This is a genomic window from Streptomyces sp. NRRL B-24572, assembly GCF_002156145.1.
Lineage (GTDB): Bacteria > Actinomycetota > Actinomycetes > Streptomycetales > Streptomycetaceae > Streptomyces > Streptomyces vietnamensis.
In genome coordinates, this window is record NZ_MWIG01000287.1 from 1 (window position 1) to 22,989 (window position 22,989).

General features: G+C 70.6%; 21 protein-coding genes. 9 read left to right on the forward strand and 12 right to left on the reverse strand.

What is annotated here, in order from left to right; all coding sequences use genetic code 11:
- Positions 1-91 precede the first annotated feature (91 nt).
- Entirely contained in the window at positions 92-943 is an 852-nt protein-coding gene (locus CCN56_RS17860; RefSeq protein WP_086828028.1) for an alpha/beta fold hydrolase, read from the reverse strand.
- A gap of 194 nt (positions 944-1,137) precedes the next feature.
- Here CCN56_RS17860 and msrA point away from each other — a divergent pair, with 194 nt between their 5' ends.
- Positions 1,138-1,656, forward strand: coding sequence for a peptide-methionine (S)-S-oxide reductase MsrA (gene msrA / locus CCN56_RS17865; protein WP_086828030.1), 519 nt, complete (start codon positions 1,138-1,140; stop codon positions 1,654-1,656).
- Positions 1,657-1,895: 239 nt separating this feature from the next.
- Here the strand turns inward: msrA and CCN56_RS17870 are convergent, their stop codons facing one another.
- The 3 genes from CCN56_RS17870 to CCN56_RS17880 all read right to left on the reverse strand — a co-directional run bounded on the left by CCN56_RS17870 (position 1,896) and on the right by CCN56_RS17880 (position 4,623).
- Positions 1,896-2,963: an alpha/beta fold hydrolase gene (locus tag CCN56_RS17870; RefSeq protein WP_086828032.1), complete on the reverse strand. Its 1,068-nt coding sequence runs from the start codon at positions 2,961-2,963 to the stop codon at positions 1,896-1,898.
- Between the two features lie 81 nt (positions 2,964-3,044).
- Positions 3,045-3,800 carry an RNA polymerase sigma factor gene (locus tag CCN56_RS17875; protein ID WP_306300610.1) on the reverse strand — a complete coding sequence of 252 codons (756 nt, stop codon included), beginning with the start codon at positions 3,798-3,800 and terminating at the stop codon, positions 3,045-3,047.
- 433 nt (positions 3,801-4,233) lie between these two features.
- Entirely contained in the window at positions 4,234-4,623 is a 390-nt protein-coding gene (locus CCN56_RS17880; protein WP_256962018.1) for an SsgA family sporulation/cell division regulator, read from the reverse strand.
- A gap of 394 nt (positions 4,624-5,017) precedes the next feature.
- On the opposite strand from CCN56_RS17880, the gene CCN56_RS17885 reads away from it, so the two are divergent.
- Positions 5,018-5,812: an alpha/beta hydrolase gene (locus CCN56_RS17885; protein ID WP_086828033.1), complete on the forward strand. Its 795-nt coding sequence runs from the start codon at positions 5,018-5,020 to the stop codon at positions 5,810-5,812.
- 53 nt (positions 5,813-5,865) lie between these two features.
- On the opposite strand, the gene CCN56_RS17890 is transcribed toward CCN56_RS17885, so the two are convergent.
- Together CCN56_RS17890 and CCN56_RS17895 are read right to left on the reverse strand one after the other, a co-directional pair.
- Positions 5,866-8,628: a LuxR family transcriptional regulator gene (locus CCN56_RS17890; RefSeq protein WP_086828035.1), complete on the reverse strand. Its 2,763-nt coding sequence runs from the start codon at positions 8,626-8,628 to the stop codon at positions 5,866-5,868.
- A gap of 345 nt (positions 8,629-8,973) precedes the next feature.
- Positions 8,974-9,462 carry a TetR/AcrR family transcriptional regulator gene (locus CCN56_RS17895; protein ID WP_086828036.1) on the reverse strand — a complete coding sequence of 163 codons (489 nt, stop codon included), beginning with the start codon at positions 9,460-9,462 and terminating at the stop codon, positions 8,974-8,976.
- Positions 9,463-9,686: 224 nt separating this feature from the next.
- On the opposite strand from CCN56_RS17895, the gene CCN56_RS44615 reads away from it, so the two are divergent.
- From CCN56_RS44615 to CCN56_RS17925, 6 genes are all read left to right on the forward strand, one after another.
- Complete coding sequence (locus tag CCN56_RS44615) at positions 9,687-9,839, forward strand: hypothetical protein (RefSeq protein ID WP_256962019.1); 153 nt, start codon at positions 9,687-9,689, stop codon at positions 9,837-9,839.
- A gap of 246 nt (positions 9,840-10,085) precedes the next feature.
- Positions 10,086-11,528: an aldehyde dehydrogenase gene (locus CCN56_RS17905; RefSeq protein WP_086828038.1), complete on the forward strand. Its 1,443-nt coding sequence runs from the start codon at positions 10,086-10,088 to the stop codon at positions 11,526-11,528.
- Between the two features lie 205 nt (positions 11,529-11,733).
- The gene (locus CCN56_RS17910; RefSeq protein WP_086828039.1) at positions 11,734-12,669 is read left to right on the forward strand and encodes an SDR family NAD(P)-dependent oxidoreductase; all 936 of its coding nucleotides are present in this window, start codon (positions 11,734-11,736) and stop codon (positions 12,667-12,669) included.
- Positions 12,670-12,963: 294 nt separating this feature from the next.
- Positions 12,964-13,677 (forward strand): class I SAM-dependent methyltransferase, encoded by a 714-nt coding sequence (locus CCN56_RS17915; protein ID WP_086828041.1) that lies wholly within the window; start codon positions 12,964-12,966, stop codon positions 13,675-13,677.
- Between the two features lie 752 nt (positions 13,678-14,429).
- Positions 14,430-14,810, forward strand: coding sequence for a hypothetical protein (locus CCN56_RS42635; RefSeq protein WP_143664544.1), 381 nt, complete (start codon positions 14,430-14,432; stop codon positions 14,808-14,810).
- Positions 14,811-14,955: 145 nt separating this feature from the next.
- Positions 14,956-15,357: a hypothetical protein gene (locus tag CCN56_RS17925; RefSeq protein WP_143664545.1), complete on the forward strand. Its 402-nt coding sequence runs from the start codon at positions 14,956-14,958 to the stop codon at positions 15,355-15,357.
- Between the two features lie 124 nt (positions 15,358-15,481).
- Here CCN56_RS17925 and CCN56_RS17930 read toward each other — a convergent pair whose 3' ends face one another.
- Positions 15,482-16,282, reverse strand: coding sequence for a GNAT family N-acetyltransferase (locus CCN56_RS17930; RefSeq protein WP_086828047.1), 801 nt, complete (start codon positions 16,280-16,282; stop codon positions 15,482-15,484).
- Between the two features lie 313 nt (positions 16,283-16,595).
- Between CCN56_RS17930 and CCN56_RS45830 the strand changes: the two genes are divergently transcribed.
- Complete coding sequence (locus CCN56_RS45830; protein WP_179199885.1) at positions 16,596-17,834, forward strand: universal stress protein; 1,239 nt, start codon at positions 16,596-16,598, stop codon at positions 17,832-17,834.
- Positions 17,835-17,849: 15 nt separating this feature from the next.
- Here the strand turns inward: CCN56_RS45830 and CCN56_RS42645 are convergent, their stop codons facing one another.
- The 5 genes from CCN56_RS42645 to CCN56_RS17960 form a co-directional block, all read right to left on the reverse strand.
- Positions 17,850-18,218 carry an NAD(P)H-binding protein gene (locus CCN56_RS42645; RefSeq protein ID WP_179199886.1) on the reverse strand — a complete coding sequence of 123 codons (369 nt, stop codon included), beginning with the start codon at positions 18,216-18,218 and terminating at the stop codon, positions 17,850-17,852.
- A gap of 262 nt (positions 18,219-18,480) precedes the next feature.
- Positions 18,481-18,735 carry a hypothetical protein gene (locus tag CCN56_RS42650; RefSeq protein WP_143664547.1) on the reverse strand — a complete coding sequence of 85 codons (255 nt, stop codon included), beginning with the start codon at positions 18,733-18,735 and terminating at the stop codon, positions 18,481-18,483.
- A gap of 208 nt (positions 18,736-18,943) precedes the next feature.
- Positions 18,944-19,399: a DUF4232 domain-containing protein gene (locus CCN56_RS44620; protein WP_256962020.1), complete on the reverse strand. Its 456-nt coding sequence runs from the start codon at positions 19,397-19,399 to the stop codon at positions 18,944-18,946.
- Between the two features lie 985 nt (positions 19,400-20,384).
- Positions 20,385-22,070 (reverse strand): alpha/beta fold hydrolase, encoded by a 1,686-nt coding sequence (locus tag CCN56_RS17955; protein ID WP_086828056.1) that lies wholly within the window; start codon positions 22,068-22,070, stop codon positions 20,385-20,387.
- A gap of 70 nt (positions 22,071-22,140) precedes the next feature.
- Entirely contained in the window at positions 22,141-22,698 is a 558-nt protein-coding gene (locus CCN56_RS17960; protein WP_086828058.1) for a TetR/AcrR family transcriptional regulator, read from the reverse strand.
- Positions 22,699-22,989 lie beyond the last annotated feature (291 nt).

Sequence of the window (22,989 nt, forward strand, 5' to 3'; positions counted from 1 at the left end):
GTCGCCGTCTCCCACCCCCACCTCGTCGCCGACGTCATCGAGCGGGCCGCCCGCGCCACCGTCCACTGACGCCCCGCCCCCGGGCGGGGCGTCAGTGGACGGTGGCGCGGGCGGCCCGCTCGATGACGTCGGCGACGAGGTGGGGGTGGGAGACGGCGACCGAGTGCGAGGCGGCGATCTCGGTGGTGCGGGCGTGGGCGCGCTCGGCCATGAAGCGCTGTGCGTCCGCCGGGATGTTGAGGTCGCGGGTGGTGACGATGTCCCACGTGGGCTTCGTCTTCCAGGCGGCCGTGGTGGCCTGTTCCCCGAGGGCGGCCTGGGCGATCGGGCGCTGCGCGGCGGCCATGAGAGCGGCCTGCTCTGCGGGGACGTCGGCGGCGAACTGCTGGTGGAACTTGTCCTGCTGGATGTACAGGTCGGTGGCGGGGGAGCCGTCGGCCTGCCGATAGGTCACCGGGTCGAGGGTGCCGGGGAGAGTGGAGCCCGGGAACTTGTTGGTGAGTTCGAGGGCGCTCTCGCCGGGGGCGGGGAGGAATGCGGCGACGTAGACGAGGGCCTTGACCTCGGGGTCGTCGGTGGCGGCCTGGCTGATCACGTTGCCGCCGTAGGAGTGTCCTACGAGGACCTTGGGGCCCTTTACGTGGTCGAGGACCGTGCGCAGGGCGGCGGCGTCGGGCGCCGGTCCGCGCAGCGGGTTGGCTGCGGCGATGACGGGGTAGCCGTCGGCGCGCAGCTCCTCGATGACGCCGTTCCAGCTGGAGCCGTCGGCGAAGGCGCCGTGCTCCAGGATGATCGTGGGCTTGGTGTGCCTCCCGGCATCGGCGGCCTCGGCCGCACCGTTGGCGGTGCCGCCGAGGGCGAACGCGCCGAGCGCGAGCCCCGCTGTGAGCGATGCGGCCGCACCGGTCGCCAGTCGCTTGCGTCCACTCTTGATGCTCACCACGGCATTTCCCCTTCAGGTGTTTCGGCAACGGAGACGGATCGGCCTCGCCGATCTGCGTCACCGCTCTGACTGGTGACGCAATCTGTCAGGTTGGTCGTCACCTGTCAAGAGGGTGACTATGATGGTGGGGTTCAGGTCGCGCGTGCGAGGCGCGCCGGTACCTGTGGACACGCACGCACGGAAAGGCGAGTGGAATGAGTGACATCTCGGAGGAGAGGGCGCTGCTGGCAGGTGGGTGTTTCTGGGGCATGGAGGAGCTGATCCGGTCGCTTCCCGGAGTGGTGCGCACCCGGGTGGGTTACACCGGCGACGACGACAAGCCCCGTCCCACCTACCGCGACCACGGGAGGCACGCGGAGTCGATCGAGATCGCCTTCGACCCCTCGGTCACCGACTACCGCACGATCCTGGAGTACTTCTTCCAGATCCACGACCCCACCACGAGGAATCGCCAGGGCAACGACGTGGGGCTCAGCTACCGCTCCGCCATCTACTACGCCGACGACGAGCAGCGGCGCGTCGCTCAGGAGACCATCGCTGACGTCGAGGCATCCGGACTGTGGCCGGGGCCGGTCGTGACCGAGGTCGAGCCGGCCGGTCCGTTCTGGGAGGCCGAGCCGGAGCACCAGAACTACCTCCAGCGCTATCCGGACGGCTACACCTGCCACTTCCCGCGCCCGAACTGGCGCCTGCCCAGGCGCGAAGCGTCCTGAACGCCCGTGCGGTCGGGAGGAGCACGCTCCTCCCGACCGCACGGGCGTGACCCGGTGCACACCGGTTCATCGCGACGACCGTGCGCTGTCGCCCTCTTCGCGCACGGCTCCCGCACGAGGACGTCCGCCGGTGCGTCCGCACAGCCGGCCGGCATCGGGGCTCCCTCTTCCCCGGGCTCGCCACCCGGGCAGCCACCCGAGGAGCCGGACGTGCCCGACGCGCACACCCGTCGCGAGGCTCAGAGGTGATCCGCGTCGACCACGGCTTGGGCGAAGGTGCTGGGTGCCTCCTGCGGCAGGTTGTGGCCGATGTCCGCGACGGTGCGGTGCGCGTAGGGACCGGTGAAACGGTCGCGATAGACCGAGCCGTCGCCGGGCGGGGTGAAGGGGTCCAGGGCGGCGTCGAGCGTGAGCGTGGGGACGTGGATGGGGGGCCGGGCGGCGAGCTGCTTCTCGTAGCGGTCGTAGCGGGCCTCGCCATCGACCAGACCGATGCGCCAACGGTAGTTGAACAGGACGATGGCGGCGTAGTCGGGGTTCTTGAAGGCCTCGGCGGTGCGTGCGTAGGTGGCGTCGTCGAAGTTCCAGTTGGGGGAGACGAGCGTCCACACGAACCGGCACAGCGCGATGCGGTCCTCCTCGTTCTCCATCGCCTTCTTGCCGCGGTCGGTGGCGAAGTACCACTGGTACCACCAGTTGTGCTCGACGGCGGCCGCGGCCGGCTCCAGCTGTGCTTTGCGGTTGGTGATGAGGTATCCGCCGGTGGAGACAAGGGCCTTGACGCGCTCGGGCCACAGCGCGGCGATGATGTCCGCGGTGCGCGAGCCCCAGTCGAAGCCGGCCAGGACGGCCTTGTCGATCTTCAGGGCGTCCATCAGGGCGATGATGTCGAGCGCGATGGCGGACTGCTCGGCCGTGCGGGGAGTACGACCCGACAGGAAGCGGGTGCTGCCGTGGCCGCGCAGATAGGGAACGATGACGCGGTAACCCAGGTCGGCGAGGAGCGGGGCGACGTCGACGAAGCTGTGGATGTCGTACGGCCAGCCGTGCAGGCAGAGCACGACCGGGCCGTGCGAGGGGCCGGCCTCGGCGTAACCGATGTCGAGGACACCGGCCTTGACCTGCTTGTACCTCCGGAATTCGGTGTGTGTGCAGGGGGTGGTGCTCGGCACCGAGGGAACCTGTGTGCCGCCGTGCCCGTGCGAGGCGGTCGCGGCGAACGCGTCGGTCTGCAGGCCGGTCAGCGAGACCGCCGCCGCGCCGGTGCCCAGGCCGACGGCCTTGCTGAAGATACGCCTGTTGATCATGTGGATTCCTCCGTCGTGCGTTTCCGGTGACCGGCTGGCAACCGGACCCACTCTGGCGCGCGTCCAAAGCGGAAACATCAGTCAGATGACGGTGCGGCACAAGCAGGAAGACCGGGACCCGCACACACCGAAGGCCGGGTCATTAGACTGAGGCAGCCGCCTGCCCGCGGAACGGGACCAGACCGCCGCAGGCGCGGACCGCTGCTCCGGACGGGGCGCGTGATGGAGCGAGATCCTGCTGACGCGACCGCTGTCGGGCGTCATGATCCACGCGACACCCGGAGGACAGCGGTACGGATCGTCCCGCGGGTTGATCAGTTCCATCTCCCGGACGACCAGAGAGCGGCCGGCCACGATGTGCAGCGGGCGCTGCCGCACACCCGCCGAGAGATCGCTGTCCATGCCGGCCAGGAGCAGACGGGCACCGCCGAGCCGCTTGCCGGTCGGCAGGGAGACGTCGGGGGAGTAGCGGTCCCTGACCACCTTGCCGAACTCCCCGAGCTCGGCCGCAGAGAGGGTGTCCCACACCTCGTGCCAACCGGCCTCCGCACGGCGCGCCACATCCTCGTGCGCCGTGGCCGTGGTCGTCTCCAGGGCGAGGGCCGGCTTGGTACGGGCCTGGCTCAGCCGACTGCGCACGGTGCCGACGGGAACCGCGCATGCTTCGGCGATCTGCTGGTACGACGTGATCCCGGTGGAGAAGTACCTCAGAACGACCGGCAGGCGCAGAGTCGGCGACAGCGTCTCGACCGCCGCCCGGATCCAGTCCCGCAGCGCGCGGCTCTGCAGCACCTGCTCGGGCGTGACAAGGTCCGGCGGCAGCGGTACCTCATCCACGGACTCGACGCGGCGGGAAGCCCTCGGCAGGGCCCGGCAGCCGTTGCGTACCACCATGCGCAGCCACGGCCCACGGGCTGAGGACCGCGGACGTCCACGATGTGGCGCAGCCCCACCAGAGCCGCGTCCTGCACGATGTCGTCCCCGTCCGGGCCCGGCCCCAGCAGGCTGACCGCCACCGCGCGCATCGCGGGCCGGTGCCGGTCCAACAAGCAGGGCCGGAGCGGACACGTCGCCCGCCTGGGCGGCCGGGGTCGATGCCGAGTCCTCCGCTGTCCAGGCAGCCACCGGCTCCGTGCTCGTACGCCCCCTCCCGCCCGGTCCGTCAGGGGGACCCAGTGATCGACAGACGAGTTCTCCTGCGCACCCGCCGCGTCGCGGCGCTCGGCGCCCTCGGTCGCCGAGCCGTCGGCGGGCATCCTGCCCCCGGTGATCACTCGGGCTGTGCCTTGGGGCTCCGAAGCAGGTCCTCGGAGGTGGCGGCCCAGTCGATCGTGGCGAGCTCGCGACCGGCCGGAACGAGCTCATAGGTGTACTCCAGCCACTCCGCAAGCGGGCGTGCGGGTATCTCGAACAGGGCCGCCGTGTCCCTGGCGGTCAGCTGCAGCCATGCGGTGACCGGCTCCCTGGACTGCGACGGCCACATCCGCACGTCACCGAAGCCGCTCGCAGAGCGCAGTCCCTGCCGAAGGAGGTCGCGGCCGATCCGCCACAGCACACGCGTGCCGCCCTGGACGAGGAACTCCACGCACACGACCAGGGGGGCCTCCGGCGAGAACCGGAACTCGGCCCTGATGGGCTGTCGGGCAGAGAGGCTCAACACGCGCTCGATGTCCAAGCTCAACTCGAAGCAGCCCTCCGGCACCGCTCGACGTACCTGTACACCTGGTCGGTCACCGCTCATGATGTGGGGATCTCTCTCTGCGACGGGAGACTGGCCGAGCCCACTCTCGTGCGCGCTGGAGCGCCACGCGTAAGTCATATGACCGCCGAGTTCGGCCGACTTCGACGGCGAAGGGGCAGCGAGGGACACCTGCCGACCGGAACGCTTCCCCTGTCCACGCCCTCGTCCGGAGCGCTCTTCCGGGTGTGCTCGGGCGCTGTGGGCGATCAGCATTAAGTCATTCGACTGTCGCCTCCGATCCGCGCCTGAACGATTCTGAAACCGTCGTCGGCGTGTCAGCGCCGGCTGATCGTCATGCGCAGAGGGGCCATCCGTGAACCACACTCCCGTCGTCTTCATCCATGGCACCTGGCTGCACACGCTCTCCTGGGAGTCATGGGCGGAGCGCTTCGACGGCCGGGGGTTCCTCACCTTCACACCGGGTTGGCCCGGGGAAGTCGCCTCCGGGGAGACGCGCACGTCGTCCGAGACGTTCGCAGGCATCGGCCTGGACACGCTGACGGCCCACTACGCGGAAATCGTGCGGTCGTTTGAGATTGCGCCAGTGGTCGTCGGCCACTCGGTCGGCGGCCTCATCGCGCAGCGTCTCATCGGAGCCGACATCGGCCGAGCCGCGGTGGCCATCGCACCGGCCCCGATCGACGACATCCCGCTGCCCCCCTCCTCAGCCCGGTTGTGGACCCCTGGCCAGGCAGGCGCCGACCCGTTGGTGACCCTGTCTCCGCAGCGGTTCCACCGCGACTTCGCGAACACGGTCGCGGCAGAGGAGTCGTACCGGCTCTTCGAGCGCTATGTCGTGCCGGCACCCCGCCGTCTGGTCGGCGAAATCGGGGCCGCGGGCGGGGTGGGCAGTGCTGTGGCGCACGTCGGCAACGCGCACCGCGGCCCCCTGCTTCTGATATCCGGGCAGGAGGACCGGCTGGTGCCCGACGCCGTCACGCGTGCGGTGTACAAGAAGTACGGCGACTCGACGGCCGTGACCGACCTGAAGCAGTTCGCGGACCGCGGCCACTCCCTGGTCATCGACAACGGATGGAGAGTCGTCGCCGACTACGTGCTCTGCTGGCTGGAGGAACGCGGCCTCCGCACGCACCCCACCGCGGTCTGAACGCGCGCGGCCGCAAGGAGAATCCTGTGGAGCCCCGCCCGCCGGCCGCCACGTCACATGTTCTGGCCGTCGGGCAGCTTGCCCAGCGCGTCGCGGAGGGCGGCGCGCGCGGTGATGCCGAGCTTGGGGAACACGCGGTACAGGTGTGAGCTGACGGTGCGTGGCGACAAATGCATGCGTGCGCCGATTTCCTTGTTGGTGAGGCCGCTGGCAGCGAGGTCCGCGATCCGGCGCTCCTGCCAGGTCAGCGGGGTGAGGTGTGTCGAGGAGGCGACGGTGGGAGTGCCGGTGGCGCGGAGCTCGGCCCGGGCCCGTTCCGTCCAGGTCGTCGCCCCGAGCCGTTCGAAGGCCTCCGCCGCCAGGGCCAGGGGCCGTCGTGCCGCTTTGCGCCCGTGGGTGTGGCGATGACGGATGCCGCGCGCGAGTCGGATGCGGGCGAGTTCGAAGGGGAAGACGGCACCGGCGGGATGGGATTCGGCGCGGTCGTACAGGGCGTCGGCTTCGGCGGGATCGGTGGCGGTCATGGCGAGGGCGCCGTAGGTGATGAGCGCCAGGCGGGGGGAGATGTCGGGGAGGCCCGCTTCCTGGGCGGCGAGGGCGTGTCTGCGGGCCTGTTCGGCGCGGCCGGTGTGGAGGGCCGCTTCCACGAGATCGAGGAGGGTTCGGGACGCCTGGTGGGCGTAGGGGGAGAAGGAGCCGGGGGAAGTCAGGCCGATGGCATGGAGGTAGGCGGCTTCGTAGTCGCCTTCGGAGAGCGCGGCGGCGGTGCCGATGGCGTCGGCGATCTGCGTGAGGAATCCGACGCCACGGGGACGGGCCCAGGCGTCGACCACGGCCTGCAGTTCCCGGGCCTCGTCGACCCGGCCGCGCAGAGCGGCCAACAAGCCCACATACGCATGGGTGTGGTAAACGAGCAGACCGTGGGCGTGCGCCGTCGTCAGCTCCAGGCAATGCCGGCCGGTCAGCTCGGCCTCGTCCCACTCGCCGACCGCGATCTGGTCGAGCATGATCAGGTGCAGCATCGTCATGACGTCGCCCACGGCCCCCGTCTCCAGCTCGCGGTCCGCAGCGCGCTGCAGCAGCGGCCGGTACTGGCTGAGGGTGTCCACGTGGTAGGAGGCGGCACCGAGCCGCGTGATGTCCCACGGTTCCAGGTGGAGGCCGGCGTAGGCGCGTTCCACCCGCTCCCGCACACCGGCGCCGCGACGCACCACGTCGCCCCAGGCGTCCTGGTAGATGCGTGAGTACGGGTGCACCAGATCGCCCAGTGAGTCGAGCAGCTCGTGGGTCCGTTCCCACCAGACCTCGTCACTCGCGTACTGGTCGATGGCCAGCAGCAGGTCGACAAGACGGGTGAGCACCTCGTCCGGTTCCCGCGGCCCGCTGTCGCGCATGCCCTCGATCGCCGCGAAGACCTGCCGCTGCGCGGACCGGATGTCACCGCCCTCGAAGAACGCGACGTAGCCCGACGCGACCACCGAGTCCGGGGAGGCGTCGGTACCGGAACCGGTGCCCGAGCGGAGCAACTGCTGCGCGTGTTCCAGCCGGCCGGAGTGCCCGGCGATGTACGCCGCGCTGCCCAGCCTCCGGGACCTCTCCTCACGGCTCTCGCTCAGCTCCGCGGCGCGGGTCAGCCATGTGATGGCGGCCAGTGCGCCGCCACGCCGGGTCGCGGAGTCCGCCGCCCTCTCCAGGACGGCCGCCACCTCCTCGTCCGGATCGACCGTCGAGGCCGCCAGATGCGTGGCCCGCCGCTCGATGTCGTCGTGGTGCACCCGGGCGAGGGCCGCGTGGGCGGCACGCCTTTCGTTGGGCGTCGCCATCTGGACCACGGTCGAACGCACCAGCGGATGCCGGAACACGAAGTCGCCGCTCAGCGCGTCGATGTCCAGCAGACCGGCCGTCACCGCCTCGTGGGCATCCGTCATGCGGTAACGGGCGCTGCCCGTGGGGCCGGTCGCCGCACCAGCGCCGACACCGTCCAGAGCACCGTGCAGCAGCGCCGCGCGGACATCCTCGCCGAGGGCTTCGATCCGGGCGCCGTACACCTGCTGGAGACGTTGGGGCAGCGGGATGCCGGCGTACCCGAACAGTGCCTCGGGCGTGTGCCCCGTCCGGGTGCCGCGCACGTACGACGGCAGCTCCAGCAGGGCCAGCGGGTTGCCTTGGGCCTCGTCCAGAATCAGACGGCGGATCCGGGAGTCCAGCTCCGGGTGGTGCATGCCGAGGAGTTGTTCCGACGCCTTCCCCGACAGCGCGGTCACCGCAAGTTCCGGAAGCGCGGCGGTGTCGAAGCCCGATGGCACGCCGGCACGCAGGCCGACGACGAGCTTCACCGAGCTGCCGGTGAGCCGGCGCCCCACGAATCCGCACACCTCGGTGCTGGAGGTGTCGAACCACTGGCCGTCGTCGAGTACCAGCAGCAGCGGTTTCTGCGACGCCGCGAGGGAGAGGAGGTCGAGGACGGCGATGCCGAGGGTCATGACCGAAGGAGGCGAGTTCTCGCCCCTGCCGAAGACGACGTCGAACACCTTTCGGTGGCTGCCGTCGAGCTGGTCGATGGACGAGAGCAGCGGGTACAGGAACTGGTGCAGGCCGGCGAACGGCAGCTCCGACTCGGCCTCGACCCCGGCCGCCCTGATCACTCGGTGCTCCCCGCCCTCGGCGAGACCGGCGACGTGGTCAAGCAGGGCACTCTTGCCCACACCCGCGTCGCCGCGCAGGACGAGGGCCCGGCCTCCGGTGGCTGCCACGAGCTCGGACAGCACCGACTGCTCGCGTTCGCGGCCGACCATCGCCCCGTCGATCGACTCCATCGTCCCCTACTTCCTTCCCCGTTGAACCGGCCCGGCTCGCATGCCACGCGGTTCGCGTGCACGGATCCGGCCAGGCGTGACGGCGAGGGAACGTCGTCGTTCTCCCTCTCGCCGCGGGACGGTTGCCCCCTCGGCCGGCGCCGTTCGTACGCTCCGTGCCGTCCCCTGCACCGTGGCTGTGCCATGGCGTGCCCCACCCTGCGCTGCCGCGAGGCAACACTAGATGTCCCCACGGAACCCCGCCACCTGGGATGGCCGAAAGTGTTCTTGGCGCACAGCTGCCTTCCGCGGCGTTCGCCCCTGGAGACACACGGAGATATGCGTCCCTGAGGGAAGGTCGCCGTGTCAGGATGTTCCGATGCCGTTCAGAAACGTGTCGACGACGATGTCGGCCGCCTGGCCGGGGCCCAGCTCGTCGCTCTGCCGGGCCACCAGGTTCATGAGCGCGGGCAGCAGGGCGCTTGCCCATCCTTGGGGAAGGCCGGTGCGCAACAGTCCTTCGTCGGTTGCGCGTTGGAGGAAGGCGTCGACTTCGCGGACGGCGGCGTCGCGGCGTGCGTGGACGGTGTCGTCCGCGAGCATGCGGGCGAGATCGACGGGCCAAGTGCGGTTGACGGCGATGATGTTCTCTACGTAGCGGTGCAGGGCGACGGCGACAGGCGCTTCACGGAGCCGTGCGTCCTCGATGGCTCCTTCGATGGCCGTGAGGCGGGCTTCGTAGATGGCCGCGAGGAGGTCCTCGCGGGAGGCGAAGCGCCGGTAGACGGTGCTCCGGTCCACGCCTGCCTCGGCGGCGATGCCGGCGATGCTCGCGCCGGGGTCGGCGGCGAGCATGCGTGCTCCGGTGGTCAGGACGGCTTCCAGATTGCGTGCTGCATCGGCTCTCACCGCCCCGAGTCTAGCCAGGAAATGTCGAGACTGCGGCATCTAAAGCCACTGACATGTTGAGGAAAATCCAACAAGTGCTACATTAGTGTTGCGGTTCTTAGGAAAAGAGCTACTCCTATGTCGAAATCATCATGGTCTGCATCCCCTGGGCAGGCGAGGTGGCGGCCGCTATGAGCGCATTGCTCCTCGCGGTCCTGCTTGCGGCCCTCGACCGGACGATCGTCTCCACCGCACTGCCCCGGACGGCCCGGGAGCTGAACGGATCCGACGACATCGCACGGGTCGGCGCCGCCTACCTCCTCGCGTCGACGGCGGCGGCATGATCGTGCTGACTTTCGCCCTGGTCGGTGACATCGTCACCCCGGCCGAACGCGGCCGCCACCAGGGGATGTTCGGCTCGGTCTACGGCGCCGCCGGCATCCTCCTCGCCGTCTTCCCCAAGCCCCCCGGAAGCCCGGGGCCACGGCGCCCGCCCCTGCCACAGAGGCCGTCCCGCCCGAGGGCGCCGTCCCGGCTGCCTGAACCACCGCACAGCACGCCACGACCGACCACCGGAAGAGAGAAGACGCATGATCACCTACGACCGGCTTTTCATCGGGGGTTCCTGGGTTGAGCCGAGCAACCCGGAGCTGCTGGACATCGCCTCGCCGCACGACAGGTCGGTGGTCGGTCGCGCCGCTCAGGCGCGGCCCGCGGACATCGACCGCGCGGTCGTCGCGGCACGGGCGTCCTTCGAGGCGGGCGAGTGGTTGCAGACCTCGCCGGCGGAGCGGATCGCCGTCCTGCGGCGGTTCGACGCGCTGCGCGAGAAGAACGCGCAGAAGATCGCGCACCTGATCTCGCTGGAGAACGGGTCGGCCGGTTGGTTCACCCGTGCCGGACAGCCCGGTCTCACCCGGCAGGCGAACGCCTACCTGAAGGCGGCGGAAGAGTTCGCTTGGGAGGAGACACTGGTGCCCTCCGACCCCACCTCCCCGGTGCGCAGCGTGGTGCGCCGTGAGGCGGTCGGCGTGGTGGCCGCGGTGATTCCGTGGAACTCGCCGTTCTCGTCGGCCACTTCGAAGATCATCCCCGCTCTGCTCGCCGGTAACTCCGTGGTCCTCAAGGTGTCCCCGGAGAACTCGCTGAGCATGGGATTCCTCGCCGAGTTGCTGGAGCAGGCGGGCCTGCCCGAGGGCGTGATCAGCGTCCTCGCCGCGGACCGGGAGACCAGCGAGTACCTGATCTCCCACAAGGAGGTCGACAAGATCGCCTTCACTGGTTCGACCCGGGCCGGCCGCCGCATCGCCGCCATCGCAGGGGAGCAGCTCAAGCGCGTCAGCCTTGAGCTGGGCGGCAAGTCCGCCGCCGTCATCCTGCCCGACGCCGACATCGCCAGGGCCGTGGCGGGCCTGAAGTTCGGCTCCCTGCTCAACAACGGCGAGTCGTGCATCGCGCAGACCAGGATCCTGGCCCCCCGCAGTCGGTACGAGGAGGTCGTGACCGCGCTGAAGGACATGGTGGAGTCGCTGAAGGTCGGTGACCCGAACGACCCCGACACGTTCATCGGCCCGATGATCCGCCCCGACCAGCAGGAGCGGGTGCGCAACTACATCCAGCTCGGCATCGACGAGGGCGCCCGCCTGGTCACCGGCGGCCCGCACGTCCCCGAAGGCCTGGAGAAGGGCAACTACGTCACCCCCACCGTCTTCGCCGACGTCGACAACGCGATGCGCATCGCACAGGAGGAGATCTTCGGGCCCGTCCTGGTCGTCATCGCGTACGAGGACGAGGACGAGGCCGTCCGCATCGCCAACGAGTCCGAGTACGGCCTCTCCGGCGGCGTCTGGTCCTCCGACGAGGAACACGCCCTGGCGGTCGCCCGCCGGATCCGCACCGGTACCGTCACCGTCAACGGCGCATCCGTCGCGTTCGACGGCCCGTTCGGCGGATTCAAGGCCAGCGGGATCGGCCGCGAGTACGGTGCGGTCGGCCTCGGCACCTACACCGAGTACAAGACCATCACCGTCTGATCCCACCAGGCGCTCCGCACGGGACGACGTGACCGCCGAAGGCAGCAGGTGACCTGACCACGCGCCGCACACCTGCTCCTCCGCCCAAGCCATAGAACGTGTGAGTGAACATGTTCACACGTGTGTGTGCTTCTCGTGCCGATCGTCATGTGTGCACATGTTGTATGGTGATCCCGCCATCCCCTTCCGAAGACAGGGCACAGGTATGACGCTGACCACCACACCGTTCGGAACGCGCGCCACCGCCGCCGAGATACTCGCCGGGGTCGATCTGAGCGGGCGCCGGATGATCGTCACGGGAGGATCCTCCGGCCTCGGCGTCGAGACGGTACGCGCCCTCGCCGGCGCGGGAGCGCAGGTGACCGTCGCCACACGCAACCCCGCTGACGCCGAGCCACTCGTCGAGGAGTTCCCGGGAACACGGGCCGTCGCACTCGACCTTGCCGACCTGGCGTCCGTTCGAGCCTTCTGCGATGCCTGGACCGGGCCGCTCGACGGCCTCGTCGCCAACGCCGGCGTGATGATGCTCCCGACCCGTCAGGTCGACGCACTGGGCTGGGAGATGCAGCTCTCCACCAACTACCTCGGCCACTTCGCCCTCGCCGTCGGCCTGCGCACCGCTCTTCAGGCGGCCGAGCGGCCCCGTGTGGTCGTGGTCAGCTCCGGCGCCCAGCTCCGGGCGGGATTCGATTTCGACGACCCGCAGTTCGAGCGACGCCCCTACGTCCCGTTCGCCGCCTACGCACAGTCGAAGACGGCCGACGTGCTGCTCGCCGTCGGTATCAGCCGTCGATGGGCCGAGCACGGCATCACCGCCAACGCCTGCGCGCCGGGATGGATCCACACCAACCTGACCCGCCACCTCGACAAGGCGACCATGCAGGCCGTCGGCGCCATGGACACGGACGGAAACCTGCTCACCCCCGACTACTACAAGACCCCGGCCCAGGGCGCCGCGACCACGGTACTGCTGGCTGCGTCACCGTTCCTCCACGGTGTGACCGGGCGGTACTTCGAGGACAATCAGGAAGCCGAGGTCGTCGACGGGGGCCCCGACGTCATGGCGGGCGTCGCCAGGTGGTCGGTCGACCCCACCGCCGCGGACCGGCTGTGGGACCTGGCCCTCCCCGCAGTGAGCTGAAGGAGCAGCCACGTCGACGCGCGGGGCCGTGCGCCGGCCTGTGGCGGGCGACCCACCGCGTCGGCGACACCACGCCGGAGCAGTCGTGGGATTTCGACGCGGCGCGTGGCCCCACCAAGACCTGACCCGATGAGACGAACGCCGTCGCCCGGTCCTTCAACTCCAGGGGCGGGACGTACCTCGAAGCCGAGCGGAGCCACTGCGGCGATGCGGTCTCCCCACCAAGGGACGGAACACGTTCTTCATCCCGTCCGACACCCTCGACCCGGTGCTCTCCTCGCGAGGTGAGAAACGATGACACACGCCGCCGACCCCGACTCCGCATACCTGCTGGGGCATTCGTCCACGGAGACCGACCGGCTCCTGCTCCAGGACCGCCCGTACGACCCGATCACCGAGCAGCCCCTGCTGACAGCCGGGCTGCGTCCCGGCATGCGCGCCCTCGACGTCGGCTGCGGCGCCGGGGACGTGACATTCCTGGCGGCGCGGATCGTCGGGTCCACGGGATCGGTCACCGGAGTCGACGCGGCACCCCGTGCCCTGGAGGTGGCGCGGGCCCGCGCCGCAGGCCGGAAGCGGGACCAGGCCGGGGACGCCGAGATCTCGTTCCGGCCGGTGACCCTGCCCGACGTCACCATCGACCTCGGCGGACCGGTGGGCGCCGTGATCGGCCGACTGATCCTCGGACACCTCCCCGACCTTGTCATGGCGCTGCGCCGTCTCTCCCGGCCGGTGCGTCCCGGCGGGCTCGTCGTCTTCCAGGACCTCGCCGATGTTCCGCTGCGGGGGGAACCCCCCACCCCACTGAACGGCGCGGTCCTGGAAGGCATCGGCGCGGCACGCACGGTGAACGGCAGCGGTCCGGGAGAGGACGCGCGCCTGTACCCGCTGTTCCGCCGGGCGGGCCCGACCGCGCCCGCCCTCTCGGCGACGACACCCATGGGCGGCGCCGAGGGCGACACAGTGCCCCCGCTCGTCGTCACACACGCTGAAAGGCAGGTCCTGTGAGGACGTCCGCCCGAGGTGCCGCCGGCTCGTCGAGACGGCGCGCTTCCCCGTACACGGCAGTGATCGCCCCACTGGCCTGCATGGTCTTCGCGGCCGGCTGCTCCTCCTCGTCCCCGAGCGAACCGGGTCCGCACTCGGTGAGCCAGGTCCTCCGGACCCTGCTACCGCAGGAAGGGGACGCAGCCGTGCACGACGCCGAGGCCAGGGCGAACGATCCGCTCGCTCCGGCGACCCTCATCTACACGGACGCCGATGGAATCGGCCAGGTGTCGGCCTCGGTGGGACGTTTCCCGTTACCCCTGCCCCCGCAACTGTCCCAGTGCCCGGATCTTTCCGAACACCCCTTCAGCCACTGCACTCTCACGCACCTCGAAGACGGTGCCACGCTCATCCTCGACGAGTCCCCGGTCGACGAGACCAGGCCGTCCGTCGGCCGACGACGGACAGCAGTACGCACCGACCGGAACGGAGGGACGGTCGCCGTCTCGGCGTCCAACACCCGGGACGACAGGAACCCCTCTCCCAGCCGACCGACTCCACCACTGAGCGTGCGACAGCTCACCGGCATCGCGGCATCGACGGCATGGAAGCCCGTCCTGGCCGCCGTACCCGCTCCTCCTCGTGGCTCCACCTCGACGCCGTCCTTCCAGTCCCTCCCCGCGGCCAAGGTCACGGACGTCATCGCTCAGAACCTGCCCGGACACCTGAAGACGGCGGACAGAGGCGGAGCGCCGGGCTACGGGCATCTGACGGTGGACGACGGGCAAGGCAAGTGCCTGGTCGCGGTCACGGTGCAGCAATGGGAACCGGGTGACGAGGCGCTGACGCGCGTCTTCCGAGGGGCGACCACGCAAGCGGACGGCGTCCGTGTGAAGGTCACAAGGAGCCACCCGGAAAAGGGAGGCGACGGGACGGTCCTATGGTCGGTGGACATCTGGCACCCCGACGGCCTGCGCGTCGCCGTCAACGAACTCAATGCGAAGGCCTACCGGCTCACCGGAACCCGCAGCGAACCCGCGCTGGGAATCGACGAGCTCAAGATGATCGCGCTGTCCGATGCGTGGCGTACCGCCCTGGCGGGCGCTCACCGGACCGCACAGAACGGAAACGAGCCCGCTTGGGCCGGTGGCTGAAAGCGGCCCGAAGGGGCCAGGCATGGGTGAACCCGGCCGGGCGTGACACACGTGTACCGGACGAGCGTCGAAGAAGGCGAAGTTCCCTTTCAGGGAGCGGCCTTGACGTTGCATCAGGAAATCCATCAACTCGAAGGACAGGTTCATGCGCATACTCAAGAAGTCGAATGCTCGGTCTGCTCTCGGCGTGGCGGCCTCCGCCGTGAGCCTCGCCGCCTTCGTGCTGGCGACTCCCGCCTCGGCCGCGACGGCCGTTGCGAATGGGACTCAGCTCTGCGTCAACAACTACCTCAACACGTGCCACTACTGGACGACGGACAACGACCCGTACGTTCCCGACATGGGGAAGTACATCAACTCGAGCTCCGGGACGGCGGCACTCCAGGACAGGATCTCCTCGATCTCCATCCAGAACGCCAAGACGCTCTACACGTGGAACGACAACAACTTCCAGGGCATTCAGGGCGTCTTCCAGAACAACTACACGTGGAACGTCCTCAACTACCCCTACAACGACTCGATCTCCTCGGTCCGAACCTGGGGCTAGCACGTAAAGGCCTTTGACGTCGGCCCACGTGACCGGACCGCGGTCGCGTGGGCCGACGTCGTGCGGCCCGGCCGCGTCGGCCAGAGCGGCGATCTCCGCACGCAGCGACCGAGGGCCGGTGTGATCAGCCCTTCAGGCCGAAGAAGCGCATGGGCGAGTTCGGCTTGAAGCCGATACGCGGGTACACGGGGGCCCCGGCAGCCGTCGCGTGCAGGGTGGCGCGGGTGAGGCCTGTGGCCCGCCCACCCTCGTACAACGCCTTCCGCGTCACCGCCTCGCCGTAGCCCCTCCGCTCCCACTCCGGGTGGGTGGCGACGAGCACAACGAACAGACGGCCGTCCGCCGCCACCGTCCCGGCGCACGTGACCGGAACATCGCCCCGCATCCCCAGATAGGCGTGCACCCCATCCTTCCAGAGCGTTGAGCCGACGAGCCCGTCGCGGCCGTCCTCCAACGGAAAGCCGTAGGCGAGCGAGTTGAGGTCCGCGAAGGCGCGCAGCTGTTCGTCGGTGGTCACCCGAACGAAGGTCAGGTCGGGGTGGGACGGCTCGGGAACGGGGAGGAGGTCCCCCGCCATGCCGGTGCCGGGAAAGGCGTGCTCGAGCCCCGCCCGTTCGGCCGCAGCCTCCAGCGCGTCCCGAGCCCCGTTGTCGAGGAGGTCCTCGAACAGCCACAGGAAGCCGGGCCGCTCCTTGGAACGCATGATCTCCGCGGCCTGGTGCAGACGTCGCTCCAGCAGCTCCGCGTCCGTGCCGAGTTCGGTCAGCGTCAGGCAGTTCCAGAACGCGAACCGGCAGTCGGCCCAGCGAACGGCGATCCCCGGAAGATCACGGACATCCGCCTCCGGATCTCGGTCGAGCACCATGGCCCGCCACACCACGGTCAGCTGTTCCATCGACTCGGTCGACTCCGCGAGATTCATCACCAGAAACCCCTTGTACGGTCTGTACGGTCACGGAAAGTTGCTCGACCAGTACAACGACGAGGCCCACCATGTGGTTCACGGAACCCCCTCCGGATCGAGAGCGGTGGAGTCCGTCCGATCCCCGGTGGAGCAGCGACAGGATCGAACGCGCCGAGATCCCGGGTCTGATCCGCGATGGCGGGCCGATCCGCGGCCTTCGGACTTCAGACGGAGGTCAGTACCTCGAAGTGTCCTCGACCGTGCCGCAGAGCGATCTGCGGACGCTTCTCGAAGCGTGCCTCCTGTCCGAGCGGTAGGGCATCGGCCCGGCCCGATGCCACCACTGTCCGGCGTACGACGCTGCCCCGGGGAGACAGAACGGTCCCCCCCCCGTCACGGACCGACAGGGATCCGCCTTGCCCCCAGTGGCCCTCCGGGCCCACGGCCGCCCCGGCGGACCGCCGACACCCTGGCCGCGGACCACCCCGCGCTGCCTGTCGTCACGGAACTCAGCGGGCGTCCCGCCCCGGACACCCTGCACGACGCCGCCGCGCCGAGTGACACCATCGTCGTCGGCCACCGGGGCCTCGGCGGGTTCACCTCCCTCCTCTTCGGTTCGGTCGGCCTCCAGGTCACGACCGCGGCCACCACCCCGGTGATCGTCGTACGCGAAGCCGCCACCGACCTCGTCGAGGCGGGCGCCGTGCGCGCGGCGCTCCGGGACGGCGACGACCCGGGCGTGGCCCGCACGGCCGCCCACGAGGCCCTGCTGCGACTCCTGCACATGTGGCGCACCACCCCGTACGACGCGGTCCGGGCCATACGGCCGAACGGGACCGCGGAAGGTGCCGCCTTCCCCCATGTGCATGCCCTGTCCGATGTCGCCGAGCTCCTCCGGGACGAGTTCCCGGAACTCACGCTGTTCACCGAGGGCGAGAAGAGCCACAGCGTGCCCGGCACGCTCGTCGAGGCGTCCTGCCACGCCGACCTCCTGGTCGTCGGCGGCCGGCGGGCACCCGGCTACCTCGGACCGACCCTCGGCAGGACCAGGCTCGCCCTGCGCCTCGCGGTCGCCGTACCACCGCCGCACGACACCGGCACGTCGACGCCGCCTCTCGCCATCGGACCAGGACACGGGCGGGCGAGGAAGCCCTGCGTACCACCCGGGAATGGGTCCCTGCCCGCAGGGCTGCCCGACACGGGAGCTTCCGGCCCACGTCGCCTACCTGGAGGCCCTGCCCCCGAAGCAGCGTCTGCCGCGCCCGGCTCCCGAGGTCGAGCCGTACGTCTGCCCCGGCCGGCCGCGTCCACCGACGACTGCTGCGACATCCCCTGTCGATGTGTCCGGTCTGCGAGGCCATCCATGACGGGGCCTGGTCCAGTGCGGCGAACAGCGGCCCATGTCGCTCGGCGCGGGGCCGCTTTCAGCGACCAGTTCGAAGGTCCGGCCCACCGCCCCGGGAGCGGTGAGGGCCTGCACCAGCACCTGGGCGATCTGCTCCCGGGCGGTGACACCGTCGGCGGCGGTGCTTCCAGTCGAGGAGGTGGTTGTACGCGCTGCCGCGGGCGGTGACCCCGATGGCGGTCATCAGCACGATGCGGGGCTTCCACCCCTCCAGGGCGGCCAGGATGTTGCGGACTCCGCGTAGTCGGCGTTCTCGGGCGAGGAGTGGCCGGTGCCGTCGGATCCCAGGGTCAGTAGGACGGCGTCGACGTCTGCCACGGCCTGGGCCAGGGTGTCCGGCCGGGTGACGTCGGCGACCGTGACCCGGGCCTCGGCCGGAAGCTGTCGCTCGGCCTTCGCGGCATCACGTACCAGCGCACGGGTCGTGTGACCGCTCGCGGCGTGGACCGGACAACTCGTCCAGGGCCAGTGAGTGATGATCACGCCGGGGTCCACCGCGTTGACACGGGCCTTGCGCTTGCCCCGTACGGCGGCGGCCGTCTGGACGCGCAAGGAGTCGGCCCGCTCGGCGAGCGCGTAGGCGTGGACGGAGGAGCCGACCTGCTCGGGCTGGAGGAACGGCAGAGCGAGCAGCTTCGCCGTATCGGGCGTGGCGAGTGAGTGCTCGATCCCGGGCGCGTACGGGCTCTCCCGGGAAGACCCTGAACATGGCTGCCGAGATCTACCTCGAGGCCGCAGGGTTCGACGAGGCGGAGCGACTCGGCCGGCGGGGCGTCCGGCTGCGCGTCGAACTCGGGGACACGCGCTACGAGGCCTACCAGCGCATGATGCCCGGTCGGGCGCTTGGCGAGCGCGGTGCGACGAACGAAGCCCACGACATGATCGTCTGCGCGCGTGACGTGTTCGTCAGGATGGGTGGTCCCGAGTCGAAGCCGAAGCCGAAGCCGAAGCCGAAGCCGAAGCCGGAGCCGAGCTCGCGCCGGCCCGGCTGGCTGTCCGCGACGTCGGGCCGGCCGACGGCTTCCCGCATGTACGGCGGGCGGTGGAGATCACCGTCGGCACCGGCCAAGAGGTGCTGCATGGACAGGCACTCACGATGCCGGGAACTCGAGCACATGACCGGCGCCACCACCACGGCCGCCGGGACCGCCCGTCAGGCCCTGGCCGTCCACCGGCGCACCGGCCGGCACGGACGGGAGGACCGCCCTGCGGGCCTCCTCCCGGCTGCGACTGACGAATGCGGTCCCTGATTGCGGTACCAGGGCCTGTCCTGTGCCCTAGGACGGCTTGACGGAGGACCAGGCGGTGACGGCCACCCGGTCGTCGCAGAAGGCGAATACGCCGTCGTCCATGGCGATCTGGTGATTCCCGGCGCCGAGTACGCCGATGACCAGCGTCGGGTAGGTGGCCGGGGTCGCGCCGGACTCGCAGGAGCCGTCCGCCTCGCCCTGGACCTGGACGAACGTGAGTTTCGTCCACGCGCGGGCGCCCGGGGTCAGCAGCACGTCGGCCGCGGCGGGGCCGGTGTGAGTGGTGGCCAGCGGCTTGTTCTTCTCCGGCGAGCCGTTGCCCGCCGCCGCGACCGTCGGGTACCCGTACACCTTGCAGGAGGACAAGGAGGTGTTGGTGACGGAGAGGGCGGCGGCCCCGGTTCCCGTGCCCGGCGGGCGGACGTCGGCCTGGTGCGCCTCGGAGACCTTGATGTCGTCGATCGTGCAGGGCTTCTTCGTCACGCCGCCGGCGCCGCCGGAGGAGGAGCCGCCCGAGGACGACGCGCCGCCTGTGGATCCCCCGCCCGAGGACGACGCGCCGCCTGTGGATCCCCCGCCCGAGGACGACGCGCCGTCCGTGGAACCTCCGCTCCCACTGCCGCTGGTCGTTCCGCCCTTGTCGCCGCCGGTGGGCGTGGGATCGGCCGGCCGAGAGACCGCGGGCGACGTCGACGGGGCGACGGCCCCGCCGCCGTCGCCGGTCGGCGTACAGCCCGTCATCAGAGCCGCGGCCGCCAGGGCCGTCGCCAGAGCCGCAGCGGTTCGGCCGATGTCTGCTGTGTGCTGCATTGGGTACTCCCCGAGGTTCACGACCGGTCCTGCACCGGTACTCGCGTGCAGGTACACGGCCCCCTGACTCGAGCGGGTTCCCGCCGCACGCCGCTGTGGCGGTTCCGTGACGTGCCCCTGGCGAACGGCGATCACCCCGGCGCCGTACACCGGGCACACCCCACGGCGCGGACAGCCCCGCCTCCTGGGCGGCGTTCGGGAGCGGGCGAACCGTGTGGGATCGCGTCAGTCGGGGCGGTCGCGAACCAGACCGACTGATCCTGACGGTATGCCGGCCGGAGGCGTCGCAGGTCCCGAACCGGCTACCGGCGGCGCCGAGGTCGTCTCGCGCCGCCTGCGACTCCCGCTCCGGCGACATGTCCGCCTCGTCTTCGAGGTACGCGCCGACCTGCACCTCGGCCTGCTTCCACTCGCCTGCGGCGTCATCGGCCCGAGACGATTCCGAACCTCGTTCCGAAACGATCGGCAAGCCCGGCCGACGGCCCCGGTCGTAGGGGCGAAGCATTTCGTTCCACTCGTCGCCCCGTACCTTCCCGGCACCACCCCGTTACGGGTTCCCGCTTCTGCCCGTAGCGGGTGCCGGGAAGCGAACCGCGCTCCTGGCCCGGGGATCAGAGCCCTCGGTTCGGCATGTTGGGATTGCGGCCCCGCACCGGAGTCATCCGCCCGTCGGAGCGGAAGCAGCGCCGAGGTGGTGGGCGACCTGTGACGGATGAGTCAGCTGGGGATAGTGCCCGGCCCCGGTGATCTCGGCCACCGGGAAGTCGACGGCCTCGACCAGCGGGTCGGCCGAGCCCACGATGAGCCGGACCGGGACGCTGACCCGGTCCAGCAGTTCCCGTGCCTGTCGGCGATCGGCCACGGTCGTGCGCAGGGCCCTGGCCGCCCGGCGCGCGACCCCGGGGCGACGGAGGTCCACTGCGGCGCTGTGCACTTCCGGCCCTTCGGGGACGCCGAGCGCCCGAGCCAGCCGGGCGGCGGTCACGCGGCGCAGCATCGGCGCGGCCAGGACCGAGCGTTCCAGCCGCGGTGCGGGCGCTTGCAGGAATGCCGGGGAAACGAGGACGAGGCTGCTGATGCGGTCCGGGTGATCGGCGGCGAAGCGGAGCGCGGGTCCGCAGGCCAGGGAGTGTGCGACCAGTGCGGGGCGGGTCCGGACCGGCCGCATCAGGTCGGCCAGCCACGCGTCGACCGGCTGGGTCGTGGCGGCCGAGCGCCCCAGGCCCGGCAGGTCGGGGGCCAGGATCGGGCCGGGGAGATGGGCGGCGAGCGGGGCCCAGAGGTCGGCGTTCATCGGTAGTCCGTGCAGCAGGACGTGCGTGGGGCTCTGCCGCTCTCCGGTCACCCAGGTCGGTCTGCCGGACACGGTGTGGAAGCCGTACGGGCTCAGCCCGGGCGATGCGGCACCGAAGCGGGCGGCCACCAGGTCGTCGGCCCACGCGCGCAGGGCATCGGATGCTGGAGGCATCTCCAGGCCGGCGCTCGCGGCGAAGGCGCGGGCGGAGGCCGTGGGGTAGCGGTCGGCCGACAGGAACGACAGCGTCTCGGGATCGGCGCCGGTCAGCCTGCGCGGCAGACGCCGCAGCAGGCCGACGGGAACGGTCCGGCGAGGTGCCCGCACGCCCATGTGGTCGGCGAGCGTGCCGATCAGTTCGGGCAGGAGCGGGGTGGTGTCGTCGAGCACCCAGTAGTGCTCGCCGGCGGGCGATGTCGGGATCTCCGCCAGAAACCGCACGAAGTAGTCGATCGTGACGACGGGCAGGAAGGTGTCGGGGCCTCCGGGCAGCGCGGGGAGCCGCCCGTTCCACAGGTCCTCGACGAGGGCTGCCAGGCCGATGTGCTGGCCCGGCCCGATCACGGTGCTGGGATTGGCGATGGTCAGCGGGACCGACAGCGCGTCCGCCCGGGCCCGTACCGCGAGATCACCTTCGAGCTTCGACGCCTCGTAGGCTCCCAGCCCGGTGTAGTCGGGGTGGGAGCCGGTCGCGCTCACCCGGTACCCGCTGATGTGTACCAGTCGTCGCAGCCCGGGCAGCGTGGCAGCCCATTCGAGTACGTTGAGCGCCCCGGTGAGGTTGGTGGCTCGCGCCTCCTGCTTGCCGAGTCCGAAGGCGAAGCGACCGGCGGCGTTGTAGACGTCGCGGGCCTCGGGCAGCTCCGTCAGTGGTCGTGTGATGTCGGCGGTGACGATGTCGAGCCCGCGGATGTCGACGTCCTGGGAGGTCAGCCAGGGGGTGAGGGTGTCGTTGCGTACTGCCGCTGCCACCCGCTGACCCCGAGTGAGCAGTTCGGCGACGAGGGCGCGGCCGATGAAGCCGGTCGCACCGAAGACGATCGCGTCCATGGAATTCCTTAGTAGATCGGTCTACATATTTTTGGGGCAATAAAAGGCCCGCCGGTGACGGCGGGCCGTGTCAGCGCAGCAGGGCGCCGATCTGGCGGGCGACCCTGGTCAGGGGTTCCCTGCTGCGGTGCGTCCGGGCCAGCAGGAGCGCTCCCTCCACGAGGGCCAGGATCGTGACCGCGAGGTCGTCGCTGTCCGGGCGGCCCGCCAGTCGTGCGCGCAGGGCCGCCTCCCACGAGGTGTAGACCTCGGAACAGGCTTCCTGCAGCGGGTCGTTGGTGGAGGCCGTCTCCAACGCGACGGTGGCCACCGGACACCCCTTGCGCCACCCCGACTCCTCCAGCCGGTCGCCCAGGCTCCGCAGCACCGCGTCGACGAACTCCGCCACCGACGCACTGGAGTCGGCCAGACCCTCCAGCGCATCGCCGATCGTCCGTCCGGCCCGCCGGACGGACTCGCCGACCAACTGGTCCTTGCCGTCGGGGAAGTGGAAGTACAGCGAGCCGCGAGGCGTGCCGCTGGCCGCGATCACCTGGTTGAGTCCGGCGCCGAAGTACCCCCCGGTCTCGATCAACTCCTGCGTCGCGTCCAGCATCCGGTCCCGCGTCTCGGCGCCCTTCACTCCCATGCGGATACAGTAGACCGATCTACATATTCTCTCAACCGGCCTTTCGTACGACTCGCGCCGGCTGGGCGCACACCGTCAGGAGACCAGCTGCCCCCGACGGCGCGTGACGCCGGGCCGACAGCGCTGCTCGTCCTTGCCCCTCCGTGATGCGGCGACACCTGCGCCCGCCTCGCCGCCGGATTCCGAATCGGGCTCGCGGTCGTGTACCGGTACGTCCGCGAAGCCGTCGAGGTCCTGGCCGCAATCGCTCCCGGCCTCACCGAGGCCCTGCAAGCGCGCTGCCCGGCCTTC